The sequence below is a fragment of the Paraburkholderia sp. GAS334 genome, from assembly GCF_050436625.1.
GTDB lineage: Bacteria > Pseudomonadota > Gammaproteobacteria > Burkholderiales > Burkholderiaceae > Paraburkholderia.
Genome location: NZ_JBNDMO010000002.1, coordinates 89,938 through 110,881, shown reverse-complemented (window position 1 = coordinate 110,881; position 20,944 = coordinate 89,938). Strand labels below are relative to the sequence as shown.

Sequence of the window (20,944 nt, the reverse complement as noted above, 5' to 3'; positions counted from 1 at the left end):
ACGTCACCGCCAACACAGGCTCGGACCGGCAAGGAGCCGAATCGTTTCGGATCTGCGGAACGGCACGGGGGCGCCGTTCCGTTGCTACGGATCTAATGTCCGTTGCCACTGCCGTGGCCACCACCGCCGGAGCCGCCGCCATACCCTCCGCCGAAGCCGCCACCACCGCCGAAACTACCGCCAAACCCACCGCCGGGACCACCCGCACCGAAGCCACCGCCAGGACCGCCGGCGCCAAAGCCACCGCCGTGACCGCTACTGCCGCTGCCGCTGGAGCCACCGCCGCCGCAGCCGCAACCGCCGCTGCCACCACCACCACCGCCACCACCACCACCACCACCACCACCACCACCACCACCACCACCACCACCACCGCCACCACCGCCACCACCGCCACCGCCACCGCCACCACAGCCACCACCGCCACCGCCACCGCCACCGCCACCACCACCACCTTTGCCTCCGGCGGACGCGCTGCCGTTCGAGCTCCCCGCCGATGCGCCCGCGCCACCGCCACCGCCGCTGCTGTTGCTGCCACTACTACTGCTGTTTGCGCCGCTCGACGCCGCGCCGCTGCTTCCACCGCGTCCGCCGTTCGCCTGTTTCGGATCGCAGATGCCGACTGTGTTGCCGCGACATTCCCGCGTCGTCTGGAAGACGGCCGCTGCATCGTCGGCTGCTGTTGTGCTGGCATCGGATGGTGCGCCGGTCGCGAGCGTGCCCCGTTGCGCGAGAACGGCCGCGCCGTCCGCAGCGCCGACCGCGTCAGCGGAGTCGCCGCTGCCCGGCAGCGATGCGTCTGCCGTCAGGCTGCTTCCCACGAGAGGGGAGCCCGCCGCGACGCCTTTTGCCGACGACTGGGTCGCCGCGTTGTAGGCCGGTGTCGCGGGCGTAGCAGACATAGCCGCTGGAGTACCGGCCTGTCCGCCGCTTGCCGGCAACGGCGCATCGGCGACGAGAATCCATTGCGGGATCACCTCGTTCGTCGATGCGGCGTGCGCGACATGCACTGCCATTAAAGTCGCCGCGCCAGCAATACACACTGCCGCATCCCGTAACCCGTAGTAGTGCTTAGTTAACTTCGTGTTATTCATCACATCTCTCCCGACGAGAGGGCGACGCCTCGTCTGCCGCCGTCTCTTATTGGCCGCCTCGTATGCGGAGGGCCCGTCATAACGCGAGCCTTGTTGCTCCCCGTGTCTGGTCCGCACAGTGCGCGCCTCGCACACTATCGGCGAAGCACGAAGCCGTTATCTGCATCGGCCAACCGTGTCGGAAAGCTCAACCCCGTTGTCGCTGATCGCGTGCCGGTTGCCCGCACCTCCCGTAGCGACAACCATGCCACTGCCCGCAAACCCGCGTCGTACATGGCGCGCACGTACCGCACCCGATGCAGGCGTTCAGGAATCGCATAAAAACGTTTCGACGGTGAAACGCACGACGTGAATCGCCGCGCGAGACGTGTCATCGATGAAGCGTCCGCATTCAGCAGACAAACCGACGCGTCGCGCTATCTCACGTCACGCTTCGCTTCGCGTCGTATCGCGCTGGAGCACGCGAAGTTCTTCGACGGGGATGTGGCAGCGGATGTGATGACCGTCGCCCGCATCGTGCATCGGCGGATCCTGCTGTTCGCAGATCGCGCCGAGCCTGCGCGGGCAGCGCGTATGAAAGACGCAGCCCGAAGGCGGCGCCGACGCCGAAGGCAGGTCACCGGACAGACGGACGCGTTGCGCGCCGCTGTTTGAATCGAGCGTTGGGATCGAAGAAATCAACGCTTCGGTATACGGATGATGCGGACCATCGAACACCGCGCCGGCCGGCCCGATCTCCATCAGACGACCGAGATAGAGCACCGCGATGCGATCCGACAGATAGCGCACGACGTTCAGATCGTGCGAGATGAACACATAGCTCACCCCGCGTTCGCGTTGCAGGTCCGCGAGCAGATTGAGGATCGCGGCCTGCACGGAGACATCGAGCGCGGAAGTCGGTTCGTCGCAGACAACGACGCGCGGATCACCCGCAAACGCGCGCGCAATCGCGACGCGCTGCTTGAGCCCGCCCGACAGCTGCCGCGTACGCACGCCAAGATAGCGGTCGGGCAGGCGCACTGCCGCGGCGAGTGCGGCGAGCCTCGCGCCGTGCGCCTGACCGCGCAGCGAACCCAGCCGCGACAACGCGCGGCCGATCAGCCGCTTCACCGAATGCGCGCGGTTGAGCGCCGAATCCGGGTTCTGGAACACGATCTGAAGCGACTTCACCTGCTCGTCGTTGCGTCGGGTGACGCGCGCCGGCAACAACGCGCCGTCGAGTTCGATGACACTGCCTGCGTCGGGCGAAACGAGGCCGAGCAGCAGTCGCGCGAGCGTCGTCTTGCCGCTTCCCGATTCGCCGACGAGGCCGAGCGTCTCGCCCTTCATCAGTTCGAGCGAGACGTCATCGACGGCGCGTAACGCTGCGCCCGACACGTGGAATGTCTTCGATACATGTTCCGCGCGCAGCACCAGCGCGCGTTCATCCGTGCCATCGCTCGCGGATTGTCGCGCGAGCTCCGGCTTCTCGCCGGTATTGCGAGGCAGATCGATCGCGCGCTCGTGATAGTGGCACCGCGACATCTGATCGCCGTGCGCAGCGCTCACGCGATAAGGCGGCGGTGCTTCGCGCCGGCAGCGATCGTCGGCGAGACGGCAGCGGTCGGTATAGATGCAGCCTTGCATCACCGAGCCTGCGAGCGGCAGTTGACCGGCGATGGTATCGAGCCGGTCCGTGTCCTTGCTGCGGCCGGGCGTCGGCAGACAGCGCAGCAGGCCGACCGTATACGGATGTCGCGGACGGGCGAAAACATCGCGCGTCGTGCCTTCTTCGACGAGCTTGCCCGCATACAGCACGCCGACGCGCTCGCACATCCGTCCGATCACCGCGAGGTTGTGGCTGATGAACAGCACCGCCGTGCCGAATTCCTTGCGCAGTTGCGCGACCAGATCGAGCACTTCAGCTTCGACGGTTGCATCGAGGCCAGTCGTCGGTTCGTCGAGGATCAGGAGCGCGGGATTCGAAGCGAGCGCCATCGCGATCACGACACGCTGCTGCATGCCGCCCGACAGCTGATGCGGATAGCTGTCCATCACGCGCTCCGGTGACGCGATTCGCACCCGGCGCAGCATTTCAAGCGTGCGTTCGAGCGCTGTCGCGTACGATGCGCCCGCAGCTTCGAATGCTTCCGACACCTGACGCGCGACGGTGAGCGAAGGATTGAGCGCGCGTGCAGGATCCTGATACACCATCGAAATCGACTTCGCGCGCATCATGCGCAGCGCGTCGGCGTCGAGCGCGTTCGGATCCTGGCCGGCGATCAGAATGCGGCCGGCCTTCACCTTGCCGTTGCGCGGCAGGTAGCGCAACGCGGCCATCGCGACCGTCGACTTGCCGCATCCGGATTCACCGACGAGCCCGTACGCTTCGCCGCGCTTCACGCGAAATGAGACGTCCTGCAGCACCTCGCGATCGCGTCCGCGGGAACGGTAACTGACCGTGAGGCCGACGATTGTCAGCGCGTCGGTGCGCTCGCTCTTCGAGACGTCGAAGGCGGGAAAAGCGGAGGGCGGCGGCGCATTCATCGGTCGAGCACACCTTCGACGCTATCCGCGATCAGATTGACGCCGACGACGAGCGATGCGATCGCCGCCGCATCGAACACGACGGTCCACCACGCACCGCCCGCCATCAACGTGTACGACTCCGATAATGCGAGCCCCCAGTCAGCCGAAGGCGGCTGGATGCCGAAGCCGAGAAACGACAGCGTCGCGACCGCGAAAATCGCATACCCGAGCCGCACGTTCGCTTCGACGATGATCGGCGGCAGCACGTTGGGCAGGATCTCCGCGAACATGATGTACGTCGCGTTTTCTCCGCGCAGCTGCGCCGCGGCGACGTAGTCGAGATGACGTTCGGCCAGCACGGCGGCGCGCACGGTGCGCGCGGTGATCGGCGTGAACGTGATGCCGATCACGAGAATCACCGTGAAGTTCGACGTGCCCACGGCCGCAAGTGCAAGCAGCGCGACGATGACAAGCGGCAACGCGAGCACGGCATCGATCGCACGGCCGATCACGTTGTCGACCCAGCCGTCGAAATAGCCGACGACCAGACCGAGCGCCGTGCCCGCCAGCGTGCCGAGCAACGTCGCGAGTGGCGAGATCGTGAGGATGTCGCGGGCGCCGACGATCACGCGCGAAAACACATCGCGGCCGAGCTGGTCGGTGCCGAACCAGTGCGTGTGATCGGGCGGCGCCAGCGAGTTGAGCGGATCGGACGCGTACGGATCGAGCCGCACGATCCACGGCCCGGCGATTGCGCACACTACCCAGCCAAGCACGATCAGCACACCGACGATGAACGTCGGCGAATGCAGCAGGGCACGCAGGCGGTCGTAGCGCGGCTCCTGGATGCGGGCCGCTTCCGGCGGCGCGACGGCGTTCATTCGGCCCCCTGCACACGCAGACGCGGATTGAGCAGCACGTGCAACGCATCGGCGACGAGATTCGCCACCGTGTACACGACGCCGATGGTCAGCACGCCGGCTTCGAGCATCGGAAAGTCCTTCGCCTTCGCGGCGTTGTAGATCAGCGAGCCGATGCCCTGATAGTGAAAGAGCGTCTCCACGACGACCAGTCCGCCGATCATGTAGCCGAGCTGCGTAGCGGCGACGGTGATGGTCGGCAGCAATGCGTTGCGCAGCACGTGTCGCCAGATCACGATGTGCTGCGGCAGACCTTTGAGGATCGCGGTGCGCGTGTAGTCGGCGTCGAGCGCCTCGACGGTGCCGGCGCGGGCCATCCGCGCGATGTAGCCGAAGAAGACGAAGACGAGCGGCAGCACCGGCAGGATCAGATGCCTGAGTTGCTCGAACACGCCGGCGCCAGGCGGATACGAGGCCTCGATCGGCAACCACTGCAGCCAGATGCCGAAGATCAGGATCAGCACGATCGACGACACGAACTCCGGCACCACTGTCGCCGACAGGCCCGCGATGCTGATGGCGCGATCGATCCAGCGTCCCGCATGCATCGCCGCCCACACGCCGCCCGCGATCCCAAGCGGCACGACGACAATGAACGCGAGCAGGCCAAGCTTCGCAGAATGCCCGAGTGCCTGGATGACAAACGGCCCGACCGGCGTGCGGAACACGTACGACATGCCCATGTCGCCGCGCACGAAATGCGTGATCCAGCCGACGTATTGCGTTAGCAGCGGCCGGTCCGCGCCGAGCTGATGATTGAGCGCGGCGACAGCGCGTGCGTCGGCAAGCGGCCCAAGCACCGCGCGGCCGATATCGCCGGGCAGCAACTGGCCGCCCGCGAACACGAGCACTGACAGCAGCCACAGCGTGACGAGCGAGAGCGCCATGCGCGTTGCCAGAAAACGCGCGACGCGGCCCGCGTTGCCGCTACCTGTTTGCGGCGCGTTCGGTGCGGAAGGAAAAGCCGGAGTCGACATCGAATGCTCGCGTGAAGTGCTGGCGCCGAATGCGATGTGGATTGATCGCGCCGGCGCTTAGCCGGCCAGTACCGCGCGATCGAAATACAGCTGCGCGATCGCGGTGAAACGCACGCCGCCGAGCGCGCTGCGCGTGGCGATCAACTGGTCGTAGAAGTACGGGATGATGATCGGCGTTTCGTCGAGCAGCAGCGTTTCGATCTGCCCGGCGATTTTCTTCTGCGATGCCACGTCGAGCGCACCCACGAAATCTGCGACGAGTTTGTCGTACTGCGGGTTTTTGAAGTGCGCCGCGTTCCACGTACCGCTGCTTGTGAGCGGCGCGTTGAGGAACACGTTCGGCACGCCGCGGTGACCGTAATCGGTGATGCCGAGCGGCGAGTCGAGCCAGTCCGACTTGCCGGGCGTGCCCGCGCCGTAGTACAGCGACTGGCTTTCCACCTTCAGATTGATCCGCACGCCGATCGCCTTCGCCGCGTTTTGTATGACGACGGCGAGGTCCGGAATCTCCATGTACTTTTCGGTGGTCAGCGTGACGTCGAAACCGTTGGCGACGCCCGCCTGCGCGAGCAGCTGCTTCGCCTTCGCAACGTCGAGCCTGCGCTGCGGCACGCTCATATCCGACGACGGAAAGACGGAGGCAAACGGGCTGTCGTTGGCGACCATCGCGCGGCCCTTGAAGAGCCCGCGCACCATCACTTCGCGATCGAGCGACAGCGCGAGCGCCTGGCGCACGCGCTTGTCCTTGAAGAGCGGATTGTCGTTGCGCATATGCATCTGACGATGCGCGCTCGACCGTACGCCGATCACCTTGAATTCCGGATTGTTCACGATGCCGGAGCCGCCCTGCACGGTGAACGTGCCCATCACGTCGGCCTGACGGCCTTGCAGCGCGAGAATCTGCGCCTGTTCGTCGGCGTAGAACGAAAACTGCACGCGTTGCGGCAGTGCTTTGTCGCCCCAGTAATCGGGATTGCGCACGAACGAAGCGCCCACCTTCGGCTGATACGTTTCGAGCCTGAACGCGCCGGTGCCGATGAAGGTCTTTTCGTAGTTGCCTGCGTAATTCGCCGGCAGGATGATCGCGTTGTAGTTGTCCGAGGAAACGTAATACGGAAAGTTGCCGTTCGGCGCGTCGAGATGGAACGCGACGGTCTGCTCGTCGACGACTTTCGCGCCGCCTTTCGACAGCACGCCTTTCAGCACCGAGAGGGCGGCTGAACCGGTTGCCGGATCGGCAAGGCGGTCGAACGTGGCGACCACGTCCTTCGCGCCGAAGGTCTGACCGTCGTGGAATTTCACGTTCTGACGCAACTTGAACGTCCACACGTCGCCCTTCGCGTTCGGCTGCCATGACAGCGCCAGAGCGGGTTGCAACTGTGAGTGCTCGTCGTCGTTGATCAGGAATTCTCCGGTCTGGTTCAGCAGCGCGAGGCCGCCGGCGTCGGTGACGGTCAGCGGGTCGACGGCGCCGCCCGGCATCAGGTGCGCGACGCGGATCGTCGCGTTGGCGCCTTTCGGTGCACCCTGTGCGTGCGCGCGCGGCGAAGCGAGCAGGCCGCCGCCCGCCAGCGAAATCCCGATCACGCCTGCGTAACGCAGCAGTTCGCGGCGCGAGAGGCGGCCGGCGAGGAATTCGTCGATGGCGTGGTTGCCGAGGTCATCGGCGGTGCGTCGTGCAGCTTCGAGTGCGAGGCGGGCTGAATGGCGATCCGCGGAATTCTTCATCGAATGGTGTTCCGTTGGGTTCTATCGGACAACGCGCCCGGTTGGGCGCGTCAACGCGAGCCGTGGTGCGGCGACGTGGGCGATTTCAGTGTAAGCGATTGCCCGTGGAATCGGAACGCCATGCGCCGCGCAAATCCCGTTCGCGCGGGTGAAACAGGAGAACGTGTGTCGTGATGACAACGTTCGTCGGCGTGATAACCGGGTCGCCGTGTCAGGCGGGCAGCTAAGGCGTGCTGCGTTAGCGCCCGAAGCGGCGCCACGACGACGGTACAGGCCGGCGCGCAGGCGAACCGATTGCTGCGCCGCGCGACTACCGTGCCGTGACCGCAGGACGACGCCAGCGGTGAAACAGCACCGAGCCGATCCAGCACGCCGTGAACATCGCGACGATCCCGTAGCCGAGCATGCCGAAGCGCGCGTTGACCGCAGCCGCCGCGTCCCACGCGCCGCCCGTGAGGCCGAGCGTGTCTGACAGCAGGCCCAGCGCTTCAACGCCGCCAATCACGATCGCCACCACCGCCGACACAAACGTGATGCTCGCGTTGTAGTAGAGCTTGCGGCGCGGGTCGTCCATCGCCCAGCCGTAGGCGTGGACCATCAGCACGTTGTCGGTGGAATCGACGAGCGTCATGCCGGCCGTGAATAGCGCGGGAAACACGAGGATCGAATACATCGGCAGGCCTTTGCCCGCTTCGGCGGCGGCGATCGCGAGCAGGCCGATTTCGGTGGCCGTGTCGAAGCCGAGACCGAACAGCACACCGACCGGGTACATGTGCCAGCTTTTCGACACGAGGCGGAAGAGCGGTCGCAGCGCGCGCGACAGCAAACCGGCGGGCGCGGGCGTCGCCGCGTCCGGCGGTAGTTCGCCGCCGCGCTGCACGTGCCGGTAGCGACGCCACACGTCGCGCAGGATCATCAGGTTCACGCCGGCGAGCACCAGCAGAAATGCCGCTGAAACGGCGGTGCCGATTGTGCCGCCTACCGCCTTGAAGCTGTCGAAGCGGTCATGCATCGAGACGGCAGTCAACGCGATGCCGATGGTCGCGGCAATCACGATCGTCGAATGGCCGAGCGAGAACGACAGGCCGACTGTCAGCGGGCGCTTGCCTTCCTGCATCAACTTGCGCGTGACGGCATCGATCGCGGCGATGTGGTCGGCGTCGACCGCGTGGCGCAGGCCGAAGCCATACGCGAGCAATGCCGTGCCGAGCAGCAGCGGATAGTGACGAAACGCGAGCAGCGCCCACGCCCACGCCGCCAGATTGGCAGCGATCAGCACGGCGTAGAGCGTGAAGAGGCGAGGGCGCAGCGCGGCAGTAGTTGGCGTCATGAAGGGCGCTTTCTGTCGATCTCTAGTGATCGTGCGGATGTTTGTGGATCGGATCGACCCAGTAGACCGTTTCGGGTGCTTCAACGGCATCGATGTTCAGGTTCACGACCACCGCCTCGTTGTCGCTGCGCACGACCACGCATTCGAGCGGATCGTCGGTGCTCGCGTTGATCTCCTGATGCGGTACATACGGTGGCACGAAGATGAAGTCGCCAGGGCCAGCTTCGGCCGTGAATTCGAGGTGCTCGCCCCAACGCATGCGCGCCCGGCCGCGCACCACATAGATCACGCTTTCGAGCGCGCCGTGATGATGCGCGCCGGTCTTCGCATTCGGATGGATCGTGACCGTGCCGGCCCAGATCTTCTGCGCGCCGACGCGGGCTGCATTGATTGCTGCGGCGCGGTTCATGCCGGGTGTCTGTGCCGTGCTGGTGTCCAGCTGGTCGCCGCGGATGACTTTCACGCCATTTTCCCGCCAGTCGGGATGGTCGCCGCCGGGCTCATGCTCATGGTCGTGCGGGCCGTCGTGGGAATGATCGTGGCTCATGATTGTCTCCTCTCTCGGGGCGTCCCGGTATTCTGGCACGTTCAAAAATCGCCCGTGTCGGACCGGTCATTTGCCATCGACGTGCGGGCCGCCCGGATAGAAAAAAGCCCGTTCACCAGGAACGGGCTTCACAACCACTCAACCGCTTCGAACGCGATTACTTGTGCTTCGAATTGACGATTGCGTCGGCCACATTCGACGGCGTTTCAGCGTAGTGCTTGAACTCCATCGTGTACGTGGCGCGACCCTGTGTAAGCGAACGCAGGGAAGTGGAGTAGCCGAACATCTCGGCGAGCGGCACTTCGGCGCGCACGAGCTTGCCGCCACCGCCAGCGATGTCTTCCATGCCCTGCACGATGCCGCGACGGCCGGACAGATCGCCCATCACGTTGCCCATGAAGTCTTCCGGCGTTTCGACTTCGACAGCCATCATCGGTTCGAGCAGCACCGGTTTCGCGCGGCGCATGCCTTCCTTGAACGCCATCGAGCCGGCCATGCGGAACGCGTTTTCGTTCGAGTCGACATCGTGGTACGAACCGAACGTCAGCGTGACCTTCACGTCGACGACCGGATAGCCCGCGAGCACGCCGGCCTTCAGCGTTTCGATGATGCCCTTGTCGACCGCCGGGATGAATTCGCGCGGCACTACGCCGCCCTTGATCGCATCGACGAATTCGTAGCCCGTGCCCGGCTTCTGCGGTTCGAGCTTCAGCACGACGTGACCGTACTGACCACGACCGCCCGACTGCTTGACGAACTTGCCTTCGACGTCTTCCGCCGTCGTGCGGATCGTTTCGCGATACGCGACCTGCGGCTTGCCGACGGTGGCCTCGACGCCGAACTCGCGCTTCATCCGGTCGACGAGAATTTCCAGGTGCAGCTCGCCCATGCCGGAGATGATCGTCTGGCCGGATTCCTCGTCGGTCTGCACACGGAACGACGGATCTTCCTGCGCGAGACGATTGAGCGCGATGCCCATCTTTTCCTGATCGACTTTCGTCTTCGGCTCGACGGCCTGCGAGATCACCGGTTCCGGGAAGATCATCTTTTCAAGGATGATCACGTTGTTCGGATCGCACAGCGTGTCGCCCGTTGTGGCTTCTTTCAGGCCAACCGCAGCGGCGATGTCGCCTGCGTAGACTTCCTTGATTTCCTTGCGCTCGTTCGCATGCATCTGCAGGATCCGGCCAAGGCGTTCCTTCTTTTCCTTGATCGCGTTGTAGACGGTGTCACCCGAATTCACGACGCCCGAGTACACGCGGAAGAAGATCAGCTGGCCGACGAACGGGTCAGTCATGATCTTGAAGGCGAGCGCCGAGAACGGATCGTCGTCTCTGGGATGACGCTCGATCTCGTTGTCGTCTTCATCGTGACCGGTGATCGCGGGCACGTCGACCGGCGACGGCAGATAGTCGATTACGGCGTCGAGCATTGCCTGCACGCCCTTGTTCTTGAACGCGCTGCCGCACAGCATCGGCACGATCTCGTTCCTGATCGTGCGGCTGCGGATGCCGAACTTGATTTCCTCTTCGGTCAGCGTACCGCCGTGAAGGTACTTGTCGAGCAGTTCCTCGTTCGCTTCGGCAGCGGCCTCGACCATCTTGTCGTGCCACGTCTTCGCGGTGTCGACAAGCTCAGCCGGAATCTCCCTGTACTCGAACTTGATACCCTGATTCTCTTCGTCCCAGACAATCGCCTTCATCTTGACAAGGTCGACCACGCCCTGGAAATGATCCTCGGCGCCGACCGGAATCTGGATCGGCACCGCGACGCCTTTCAGGCGATCGCCGATCTGTTTCTGCACGCGGAAAAAGTCAGCGCCGACGCGGTCCATCTTGTTGACGAACGCAATACGCGGCACCTTGTACTTGTTCGCCTGACGCCACACGGTTTCGGACTGCGGCTGCACGCCGCCGACCGAGTCGTAGACCATGCACGCGCCGTCCAGCACGCGCATCGAGCGTTCAACTTCGATCGTAAAGTCGACGTGCCCCGGGGTGTCGATGATGTTGATCCGGTGTTCCGGATAGTTGCCGGCCATGCCTTTCCAGAACGCCGTGGTGGCCGCCGACGTGATCGTGATGCCGCGCTCCTGCTCCTGTTCCATCCAGTCCATCGTCGCCGCACCGTCGTGAACCTCGCCGATCTTGTGGGTCACGCCGGTGTAGAACAGGATGCGTTCCGTAGTGGTGGTTTTGCCGGCATCGATGTGAGCGCTAATACCAATGTTCCGGTAGCGTTCAATGGGAGTCTTTCTGGGCACGTGATTCTCCTTGGAAAGGCGCGCCGGTGGAAGGCGCCGGGCTGTGCGTTGCTCCGCCCGGTCGATCGCGGTGCTGCTGTGATAAGACCATAAGCATAGCGCTACCGTCAGGCTTTTGCAGGAATCTTGCCAGGCGCGGCGGACGGGGGAGCCGGGTGGCGCTTTTGGGTTGCCGGCGGGGTGCCCGCGGGTCGCCCGAAGTTCACCCGGAAGGAGTCTGTGCGCTGCATCATCGATAGATTTCGGGCGACAGCCGTCGCTCCGGACGCAAAAAAGCCGGTGCACCTTGAAGGTGTCACCGGCTTCCCGATGGACGGCAGGCGATCCCGCACGGACCGCTGCTGTTTTTTATTGCGGCGCGGGCAGTCCCTGAATCTTCATGCCCGGCGTGATGCCCTTCGACGTGAACCAACCCTTGCTCATCTCGAGCACATACACGCCGTTGTGCTTCGGGCAGTGATTGTTGGTGGTTTCGGCCTGCATCTCGTCGATATCGGTGATCGTGCCATCGGCGCGAATAAACGCGACGGACAGCGGAATCAGCGTGTTCTTCATCCAGAAGCAGTGCACGGCGTTTTCGTTGAAGGCGAAGATCATGCCTTCGTTCGGCGCGAGTGTCGTGCGATACATGAGTCCCTGTTCGCGGTCCGCATCGTTGGCGGCGACGGCGGCGTCGATCACGAACATGCCAGCGGTGAGCTTGACGCGCGGGAAGTCGCCAGGCTGTTTTGCACCGGGCGGCATCTGCTGCGCGTATGCGTCGTTCGAACCGGTGGCGACGAACAAAAGGGCCGCGACGGGCAATGCAATCGCAAACGCGAAACGCGCGACGAGGGAGCGCAGGGTGATTCGCACGGCGTGACTCCTAGCTGGAAAATAACCCGCGCATGTTACGCGAGCGCGTCAAAAAAGAAAAAGGCAGAGTGCCTTGCGGCCTTCTGCCTTTCAACGCCGTAAGAACGGCAGTACTGCTAGTTCTTGACTGCGTTTTTACAACAAACTTACTCCGAAGCGCCCGAAGCTGCAGCTGCTGCTGCTGCCTTCTTGTGCGACTTCTTGTGTGCGTGCTTCGTGGTCTTCTTTGCCGACGAAGCTGCTGCTGCCGGCGCTGCCGAAGCTGCTTCCGGTGCCGAAGCTTGTGCGAATGCTGCCGTTGCGAAGAGGCCAGCGACCAGAGCGGCGATCAGTTTGTTCATTTTGTAAATCCTCAGCATGAGTTGCGGTAAATTAACCAATGACCCGGTTCTTGAGTCAGATCGGTAAACGTGCCATCCACCTTTCGGTTGACAGCCGTATCGAACAAATTTTCGATGACGTCTGCCAGCGTCCGGACCCACTGTGTTTGCCGCGAGAGTGGCTTGCACAAAGGCCTTTAAGGCTGAATGCCGGATAGCTTCGGAGGGCATCTGGGTCGAATAACGCGTGAGGTTACGACGCGGTTGACGCGAATTTTCGCGAATATTTCTGCGTGGCTGCGAATACGCGGACACATACTGATGTGCCGCTCGGCATCAGCGAGAAAAATGACTGACGGTACAACGGGTTAGATCGCGAATACGCGTTGTGCATGCGCGTGGAAAATCACACGACGCCATTCCACGGTGCCTGCAATGGCACGTCGATATGCTCGCCAGGTGCGAGCCCCAGCGCAAAAATATCAAGCGCACCGACACCGACGCGCACGAGTCGCAGCGTCGGAAATCCGATGGCCGCTGTCATGCGCCGAACCTGGCGGTTCTTGCCTTCGGTAATGGAGAGTTCGATCCACGTAGTGGGAATTGCCGCGCGAAAGCGGATCGGCGGCGTGCGTGGCCAGAGCGTTTCCGGTGGCTCGACGAATTCCGCGCGACACGGACGCGTCACGTAATCGCCGAGATCGACGCCGCGCGCGAGCTTTTTCAGATCGTCGTTCGATGGTGCGCCTTCGACCTGCGCCCAGTAGCGCTTGACGAGCTTGTGGCGCGGTTCGGCGATGCGTGCCTGGAGGGCGCCATCGTCGGTGAGCAGCAGCAGGCCTTCGCTGTCGGAGTCGAGTCGTCCTGCGGGATAGACGCCGGGCGTCATGACCCAGTCAGCCAGCGACGCGCGTGTTTCGTGCGGCGAGAACTGGCAGATCGTGCCGAATGGCTTGTTGAGCGCGATAAGACGCATGCAATAAATTCCGACGGAAGTTCCGCGCCGTCGCGTATCTGGCATGTGGCGCAGACTGGAGAATGCGGCGCGGGCGCTGTGGCAAATGGCGAGATATTAATGCATAATATGAAACGCCAAGTCTTAGGTCTTATATAAGACATAAGAGAGGGGGCGCCACTCCAGCTACATTCGTGTTGCCCGGTTTCGCCACGCGTTCTCGCCGTCATATCCCGGCCGTGCGTGCAGGGCAGCGTGGGCTAGAATAACTGCCTGGCCGCTTGCAGGCGTCCGGCATTGCGCGTAGCGAGGAGCGCCCGGTTTCGCAGTCCCCATCAGCTTCCAATCGCTGTTTCTACCAGCACAGCTATCACTGGAGTCCGATCATGCCGTATCAGCACATCAAGGTTCCGACGGGCGGTGACAAGATCACTGTCAACGCGGATTACTCGCTCAACGTGTCCGACCAGCCAATCATTCCTTTCATCGAAGGTGACGGCACCGGCGTCGACATCACGCCGGTGATGATCAAGGTCGTCGACGCAGCGGTCGAGAAAGCGTATGCGGGCAAGAAGAAAATTCACTGGATGGAAATCTACGCGGGCGAGAAGGCGACGCGCGTGTACGGCCCGGATGTGTGGCTGCCGGAAGAAACGTTCGAAGTGTTGAAGGAGTACGTCGTCTCGATCAAGGGACCGCTGACGACGCCGGTCGGGGGCGGCATCCGTTCGCTGAACGTGGCGTTGCGTCAGGAACTCGACCTGTACGTGTGCCTGCGCCCGGTGCAGTACTTCAAGGGCGTGCCTTCGCCGGTGCGTGAGCCGGAGAAGACCAACATGGTGATCTTCCGCGAGAACTCGGAAGATATCTACGCCGGCATCGAATGGGCGGCGGAATCGGCAGAAGCGAAAAAGGTCATCAAGTTCCTGCGCGAAGAAATGGGCGTGAAGAAGATCCGCTTCCCGGACACGTCGGGTATCGGCATCAAGCCGGTGTCGCGCGAAGGCACGGAGCGCCTGGTTCGAAAGGCGATCCAGTACGCGATCGACAACGATCGCCGCTCGGTGACGCTGGTCCACAAGGGCAACATCATGAAGTACACGGAAGGCGCATTCCGTGACTACGGTTACGCGCTGGCGCAGAAGGAATTCGGCGGGGAACTGATCGACGGCGGCCCGTGGATGAAGGTCAAGAACCCGAAGACGGGCGGCGACATCGTCGTGAAGGACGTGATCGCCGATGCGTTCCTGCAGCAGATCCTGCTGCGTCCGGCTGAGTACGACGTGATCGCCACGCTGAACCTGAACGGCGACTATGTGTCGGACGCGCTCGCAGCGCAGGTCGGCGGTATCGGTATCGCGCCGGGCGCGAACATGTCGGATTCGGTCGCGATGTTCGAAGCGACGCACGGCACGGCGCCGAAGTACGCAGGCAAGGATTACGTGAACCCGGGTTCGGAAATCCTGTCGGCGGAAATGATGCTGCGTCACATGGGCTGGACCGAAGCGGCGGATGTGATCATCGCAGCAATGGAAAAATCGATTCTGCAAAAGCGCGTGACGTATGACTTTGCGCGTCTGATGGAAGGCGCGACGCAGGTGTCGTGCTCGGGCTTTGGTCAGGTGCTGATCGAGAATATGTAAGCGTCTCTTCGCTGTTCCGAAGAAACCCGCGAAAAACCCCGGCGTACACGTTGTCGCCGGGGTTTTTCAATGGCGTGTGTTCTTGTTGCGTCGTGTCAATATCCAGACGGTTAGGCCATCGCTTGCGCTATCATCGTTCGCATGTCGGTTCTTCGTGGCGTATTCCCTGCCATCCGTTTCGCAATGACTTCGCTGTGGCGCCTCTTTATCGTGCTGTCGCTTGCCTTGCTCACCGCGCAGGGCGCGTTCGCAAACGAGCATGCCACGCAGCGAGCGGCCGTCGGTCAAATGATGCAGCTGGACGCAGCGAACGCCGCGGCAGATGCGCCGTCACATTGCGCTGATATGGCCGCGTCGCGCGAACCATGCCGTCACGATCATTCCATCTGCTGTATGGCGACCTGCGGTGTGCATTGCGCCGCGCTGTTCGTCACATTCCGTTTCGAACCTCGTGTACCTGATGCGCTGTTGCCCCGTTCTTTACCGGAACCGCGGCACGAAGGCGTCACCCATGTGCCACCGTTGCGTCCACCGATAGCCTGATCGTTCCAGCCCGCACGTACTTCCAGTGCGAAGAAATATCGATGACCCGCGAGCTTGCTTCTACGCCCGGGCCATCGGACGATCACGCACGAGCGGGCCGCGCCTTGCGCCCGTTCGCTCGCAACAAGGAAACCAACATGATTCGCAGGCAATTTCTCGCCCGCTCGCTGAGCGCCGCCGTTGCGTCGCTGTTCGCGCGCGACGTCTTCGCGCAGCACGCTGGCCATTCGATGCAGGGCATGGAAGACATGGAGGGCATGGACGACATGTCGGGCATGTCCGGCATGCAGCACGCAAAGCCGTCGCCCAAAGCGCCGCCTCAGGGCGCACTCGCTCCCGCCGACGCGCTTCCTGCCGGCGCGCCGCTGCCCGACCTCCGCAGGCTCGCGAACGCGGGCAGCGAGGCCGGCACGTTCCGCGCGACGCTTGTCGCCGAGCCCACGCAGCACAGGTTGCTCGCGGGCCGGTCGACCACCTTCTGGCAATACAACGGATCGGGGGCGGGCAGCGCACAGGACCCGGTCACCGGCCCGCTGATCGACGTCCGCGAAGGCGATACCGTCGAAATCCGCTTCATCAACCGCCTGCCGCAGCCGTCGACGATTCACTGGCACGGCCTGCCGGTCCCGCCGGATCAGGACGGCAACCCGTCCGCGATGATCGCGCCCGGCGCCACCCATGTGTACCGCTTCACCTTGCCGCCGGGCAGCGCGGGCACGTACTGGTATCACCCGCATCCGCACATGATGTCGGCGGAGCAGGTGTTTCGCGGGCTCGCCGGACCGATCATCGTTCGCGCCGCCGACGATCCGCTCGCCGGCTTCCCCGAGCGTCATCTGTTTTTCTCCGACCTGAAACTGGCCACCGACGGCTCGATTCCCGCGAACGACATGATGGACTGGATGAACGGCCGCGAAGGGCAGTTCGTGCTGGTGAACGGCGCACGCCGTCCGCGCATCACTGTGAAGGAGGATGAGCGGTGGCGTCTGTGGAATGCGTGCAGTGCCCGCTATCTGAGATTTTCGCTCGGAGAACAGCAGCGCTTCGTTCAGGTCGGCACGGATGGCGGTCTGCTGGAAAAGCCACGCGAAGGTCTGACCGAGCTGCTGCTCGCGCCCGGCGAGCGCGCGGAAGTGATCGTGCGCGCCGGCGGCGCGCCTTCGCAGGCGACGCTCACCGCCGATGTCTACGACCGCCGCAAGATGGCGATGTCCCACGGCAGCCTGCCGCCCGATCCGGCGCACGCGCTCGCCGACGTCACCTTCCAGCCGCAGACCGATGCCCGCGCCGGGTCCAGCGCACGTTCAGTTCCTGCAACGTTGCGGACCATCGTGCCGTTTCCTGCACCAGTCGCGCAGAAGTCGGTGATTTTCTCAGAAGCCATGGACATGGCTGCGATGCACCGTCCTGGCGCATCCGTCCACGGCATGCCGGCCGGCATGCGCTTCATGATCAACGGCGCCGGGTTCGATCCGAAGCGCATCACGCTGACAAGCCGGCGCGACGAAGTCGAGCAATGGACGATCGAGAACCGCACGGACATGGACCACCCGTTCCATCTGCATGGCACGCAGTTTCAGGTGATAGGGCGGGAGCGGGGCGGCGTGAAGACGCCCGAGCCATATCTGGCTTGGCGCGACACGGTGAATGTCCAGCCGGATGAGATCGTGCGCATCGCCACGGTCCAGACGATGGCAGGCGAGCGGATGTTCCATTGCCACATCCTCGAACACGAGGATCTCGGCATGATGGGCACGCTCAAGGTGATCTGATCAACGCCATCGCCACGGCGGGACGTCGAACAGCAAGGCCAGAAACGAAAAAACCCGGCACGAAGCCGGGTTTTCAGGGTCCGGGTATCGAACAGAATCAGGCGGCAGCCTGGATATTCGATGCCTGTTTGCCTTTGGGGCCTTGCACGACCTCGAAGCTTACTTTCTGGCCTTCCTTGAGCGTTTTGAAACCGTTCATCTGGATAGCCGAAAAGTGTGCAAACAGATCCTCACCGCCTTCGTCGGGCGTAATGAATCCGAAACCTTTCGCGTCATTGAACCATTTGACCGTACCAGTTGCCATGCCAACTTCCCCTGTAACTCATGTTCCTGCCACGAGCCCCTCGAAAAGCTTAACGACCGCAGTTGCTGTCGCTCCTCGTTACAAGCTCACCACGGCATTTTTCCGTTATTCCGGCTGGGTGGAAAAAAGTGCCAGCTTGATTGTTGAGGCTCTTAATTCGACTGTCAAGAAAATTTTGAGACGGCCGTAGACACGTTGTAAAGACCCAATTTCCAGGGTTTTTCCTTCTTTTCTTATGTGCGGTGGCGCAAGCGGCGCATCTTGAAAAGACGCATAATCGACTCACATGAGGTTCAGACCAGACGAGCATCGCGGTCGTCTCCAGCCTGATCGGGTGGGTTGTGCGATACTCGTTTCGACTGCAGTTTTTCGGGATGGGTTTCAGGTCAGTCCCGTGAGCCGGATCCGCAATCGGCTCGGTGCAGAACTCACGCGTGACAAGGCTGTACGGTCAGGCGGTGGCGAACCGATCGCCGACCAGCCGGTCGGGTTTTGGCAGGATTGCGGGCCTGCCCGGGTTGTTTAGAATTGGATGTATGGCGATTATCCCGGACAAGCAGGACGGCACCGTACTGGAGCGGCAGGAACAGAAGCTGAAACCGCCGGCCATGTATAAGGTGGTGCTGCTGAATGACGACTTCACGCCGATGGAATTCGTCGTGATGGTCGTGCAGGAGTATTTCAATAAAGATCGTGAGACCGCAACGCAGGTCATGTTGAAGGTGCATCGCGAAGGTCGGGGGGTTTGTGGGGTCTACACGCGGGACATCGCGTCGACCAAAGTCGAGCAAGTCGTTACCCACGCACGGCAGGCCGGGCATCCGCTGCAGTGTGTGATGGAGGAAGCATGATTGCCCAGGAACTGGAAGTCAGCCTGCACATGGCGTTCATGGAAGCACGCCAGGCACGGCACGAGTTCATCACGGTCGAGCATCTTTTACTGGCCCTGTTGGACAATCCGACGGCAGCAGAAGTGTTGCGCGCATGCGCGGCCAATATCGAAGACCTGCGTCAGAACCTGCGCAACTTCATTCATGACAACACGCCGACCGTGCCAGGCACGGACGACGTCGATACGCAGCCGACCCTCGGCTTCCAGCGCGTGATCCAGCGCGCAATCATGCATGTTCAGTCGACATCGAACGGCAAGAAGGAAGTCACCGGCGCGAACGTTCTCGTCGCGATTTTCGGCGAGAAGGATTCGCACGCGGTCTACTACCTGCAGCAGCAGGGCGTGACACGTCTGGACGTGGTGAACTTCATCTCGCACGGCATCGCGAAGACGAACAGCACCGACGCCGCGAAAGCGAGCGACGCCAGCGCCGAGTCTGACGAAGCCGCTGCGCAGAAGGAAACCCCGCTTGCACAGTTCACGCAGAACCTGAACCAGATGGCGAAAGACGGCCGCATCGATCCACTGATCGGACGCGAGTCGGAAGTCGAGCGTGTGGTGCAGGTGCTGTGCCGTCGTCGCAAGAACAATCCGCTACTGGTCGGTGAGGCTGGCGTCGGCAAGACGGCGATCGCCGAAGGCCTCGCATGGCGCATCACGCGCGGCGAAGTGCCGGACATTCTTGCGGATGCGCAGGTGTATTCGCTCGACATGGGCGCGCTGCTCGCCGGCACGAAGTATCGCGGTGACTTCGAACAGCGCCTGAAGACGGTCCTCAAGGAATTGAAGGAACGCCCGCACGCGATTCTCTTCATCGACGAAATTCATACGCTGATCGGCGCAGGTGCTGCGTCGGGCGGTACGCTGGACGCTTCGAATCTGCTGAAGCCGGCGCTCTCGTCGGGCACGCTGAAGTGCATCGGCGCGACCACGTTCACGGAATATCGCGGCATCTTCGAAAAGGACGCGGCACTGTCGCGCCGTTTCCAGAAGATCGACGTAACCGAGCCGACCGTCGAACAGACGGTGGCGATCCTGCGCGGCCTCAAGTCGCGCTTCGAAGAACATCACGGCGTGAAGTATTCGTCGGGTGCGCTGTCGGCGGCGGCCGAACTGTCGGCACGCTTCATCACGGATCGTCATCTGCCTGACAAGGCGATCGACGTGATCGACGAAGCGGGCGCGGCGCAACGTATCCTGCCAAAGTCGAAGCAGAAGAAGACGATCGGCAAGGGCGAGATCGAGGAAATCATCTCGAAGATCGCGCGCGTGCCGGCGCAAAGTGTTTCGCAGGACGATCGCAGCAAGCTGCAAACGCTCGATCGCGATCTGAAGAGCGTCGTCTTCGGGCAAGACCCGGCGATCGATGCGCTTTCCGCCTCGATCAAGATGGCGCGCGCTGGCCTTGGCAAACTGGACAAGCCGATTGGCGCGTTCCTGTTCTCTGGCCCGACTGGCGTCGGCAAGACCGAAGTGGCGCGGCAGCTCGCGTTCACGCTCGGCATCGAGCTGATCCGTTTCGACATGTCGGAGTACATGGAACGTCATGCGGTGAGCCGGTTGATCGGCGCGCCGCCGGGCTATGTCGGTTTCGATCAGGGCGGCCTGCTCACCGAAGCTGTCACGAAGAAGCCGCATTGCGTGCTGCTGCTCGACGAAATCGAGAAGGCGCATCCGGACATCTACAACGTGCTGCTGCAGGTGATGGACCACGGCACGCTGACGGACAACAACGGTCGCAAGGCAGACTTCCGCAACGTCATTATCATCATGACGACGAATGCGGGCGCTGAGTCGATGAACAAGTCGACGATCGGTTTCACGACGCGCCGCGAAACCGGCGACGAAATGGTCGATATCAAGCGCATGTTCACGCCGGAGTTCCGTAACCGTCTGGATGCGACGATCAGCTTCCGCTCGCTCGATGAAGAAATCATCATGCGCGTGGTCGACAAGTTCCTGATGCAACTCGAAGACCAGCTGCACGAGAAGAAGGTCGACGCGCTCTTCACCGACGCGCTGCGCAAGCATCTCGCGAAGCACGGTTTCGATCCACTGATGGGTGCACGTCCGATGCAGCGTCTGATCCAGGACACGATCCGTCGTGCACTGGCTGATGAACTGCTGTTCGGCAAGCTGATGAGTGGTGGCCGCGTGACGGTCGACGTCGATGCTGAAGACAAGGTGCAGTTGACCTTCGACGAACAGCCGGCGCCGCGCAATCCGAATCCGGAAGCGATCGAAGTCGAGTAAGTTTTTCGCTGTACGTGAAAGCAGAACGGCGCGGGCTGAA

At 62.8% G+C, this 20,944-nt stretch carries 16 protein-coding genes; 4 read left to right on the top strand and 12 right to left on the bottom strand.

Going from position 1 to position 20,944, the window contains the following annotated elements:
• Positions 1-92 precede the first annotated feature (92 nt).
• From P3T21_RS03870 to P3T21_RS03820, 11 genes are all read right to left on the bottom strand, one after another.
• Positions 93-1,094, bottom strand: a complete 1,002-nt coding sequence (locus P3T21_RS03870) for a hypothetical protein (RefSeq protein ID WP_429254613.1) — start codon at positions 1,092-1,094, stop codon at positions 93-95.
• Positions 1,095-1,520: 426 nt separating this feature from the next.
• Positions 1,521-3,620, bottom strand: a complete 2,100-nt coding sequence (locus P3T21_RS03865; RefSeq protein ID WP_429254612.1) for an ABC transporter ATP-binding protein — start codon at positions 3,618-3,620, stop codon at positions 1,521-1,523.
• Positions 3,617-4,483, bottom strand: coding sequence for an ABC transporter permease (locus P3T21_RS03860; protein WP_429254611.1), 867 nt, complete (start codon positions 4,481-4,483; stop codon positions 3,617-3,619). The genes P3T21_RS03865 and P3T21_RS03860 overlap by 4 nt, the downstream gene beginning before the upstream one ends.
• Positions 4,480-5,499: an ABC transporter permease gene (locus tag P3T21_RS03855; protein ID WP_429254610.1), complete on the bottom strand. Its 1,020-nt coding sequence runs from the start codon at positions 5,497-5,499 to the stop codon at positions 4,480-4,482. Before P3T21_RS03855 ends, P3T21_RS03860 begins: the two co-directional genes overlap by 4 nt.
• Positions 5,500-5,556: 57 nt before the next feature.
• A complete protein-coding gene (locus tag P3T21_RS03850) occupies positions 5,557-7,227 on the bottom strand; it encodes an ABC transporter substrate-binding protein (protein WP_429254609.1) in 1,671 nt (556 codons plus the stop codon).
• A gap of 310 nt (positions 7,228-7,537) precedes the next feature.
• Positions 7,538-8,557, bottom strand: a complete 1,020-nt coding sequence (locus P3T21_RS03845; protein ID WP_429254608.1) for a HoxN/HupN/NixA family nickel/cobalt transporter — start codon at positions 8,555-8,557, stop codon at positions 7,538-7,540.
• A gap of 22 nt (positions 8,558-8,579) precedes the next feature.
• Positions 8,580-9,104: a cupin domain-containing protein gene (locus P3T21_RS03840; RefSeq protein ID WP_429254607.1), complete on the bottom strand. Its 525-nt coding sequence runs from the start codon at positions 9,102-9,104 to the stop codon at positions 8,580-8,582.
• Positions 9,105-9,261: 157 nt separating this feature from the next.
• Positions 9,262-11,367 carry an elongation factor G gene (gene fusA / locus P3T21_RS03835; protein WP_429254606.1) on the bottom strand — a complete coding sequence of 702 codons (2,106 nt, stop codon included), beginning with the start codon at positions 11,365-11,367 and terminating at the stop codon, positions 9,262-9,264.
• A gap of 348 nt (positions 11,368-11,715) precedes the next feature.
• Positions 11,716-12,222: a DUF192 domain-containing protein gene (locus P3T21_RS03830; RefSeq protein ID WP_429254605.1), complete on the bottom strand. Its 507-nt coding sequence runs from the start codon at positions 12,220-12,222 to the stop codon at positions 11,716-11,718.
• 146 nt (positions 12,223-12,368) lie between these two features.
• The gene (locus P3T21_RS03825) at positions 12,369-12,563 is read right to left on the bottom strand and encodes a hypothetical protein (protein ID WP_429254604.1); all 195 of its coding nucleotides are present in this window, start codon (positions 12,561-12,563) and stop codon (positions 12,369-12,371) included.
• A gap of 385 nt (positions 12,564-12,948) precedes the next feature.
• Positions 12,949-13,518 carry a pseudouridine synthase gene (locus P3T21_RS03820; RefSeq protein ID WP_429254603.1) on the bottom strand — a complete coding sequence of 190 codons (570 nt, stop codon included), beginning with the start codon at positions 13,516-13,518 and terminating at the stop codon, positions 12,949-12,951.
• A 365-nt stretch (positions 13,519-13,883) separates the two neighbouring features.
• On the opposite strand from P3T21_RS03820, the gene icd reads away from it, so the two are divergent.
• The gene (icd, locus tag P3T21_RS03815) at positions 13,884-15,140 is read left to right on the top strand and encodes an NADP-dependent isocitrate dehydrogenase (protein WP_429254602.1); all 1,257 of its coding nucleotides are present in this window, start codon (positions 13,884-13,886) and stop codon (positions 15,138-15,140) included.
• 680 nt (positions 15,141-15,820) lie between these two features.
• On the top strand, positions 15,821-17,455 hold the full coding sequence (locus P3T21_RS03810; protein ID WP_429254601.1) for a multicopper oxidase family protein: 1,635 nt from the start codon (positions 15,821-15,823) through the stop codon (positions 17,453-17,455).
• Between the two features lie 97 nt (positions 17,456-17,552).
• Here the strand turns inward: P3T21_RS03810 and cspD are convergent, their stop codons facing one another.
• Entirely contained in the window at positions 17,553-17,759 is a 207-nt protein-coding gene (gene cspD / locus P3T21_RS03805) for a cold shock domain-containing protein CspD (protein WP_017776809.1), read from the bottom strand.
• Positions 17,760-18,295: 536 nt separating this feature from the next.
• Between cspD and clpS the strand changes: the two genes are divergently transcribed.
• Complete coding sequence (clpS, locus tag P3T21_RS03800; RefSeq protein ID WP_228875618.1) at positions 18,296-18,610, top strand: ATP-dependent Clp protease adapter ClpS; 315 nt, start codon at positions 18,296-18,298, stop codon at positions 18,608-18,610.
• Positions 18,607-20,904, top strand: a complete 2,298-nt coding sequence (gene clpA, locus P3T21_RS03795) for an ATP-dependent Clp protease ATP-binding subunit ClpA (protein ID WP_429254600.1) — start codon at positions 18,607-18,609, stop codon at positions 20,902-20,904. The genes clpS and clpA overlap by 4 nt, the downstream gene beginning before the upstream one ends.
• Positions 20,905-20,944: the final 40 nt, after the last annotated feature.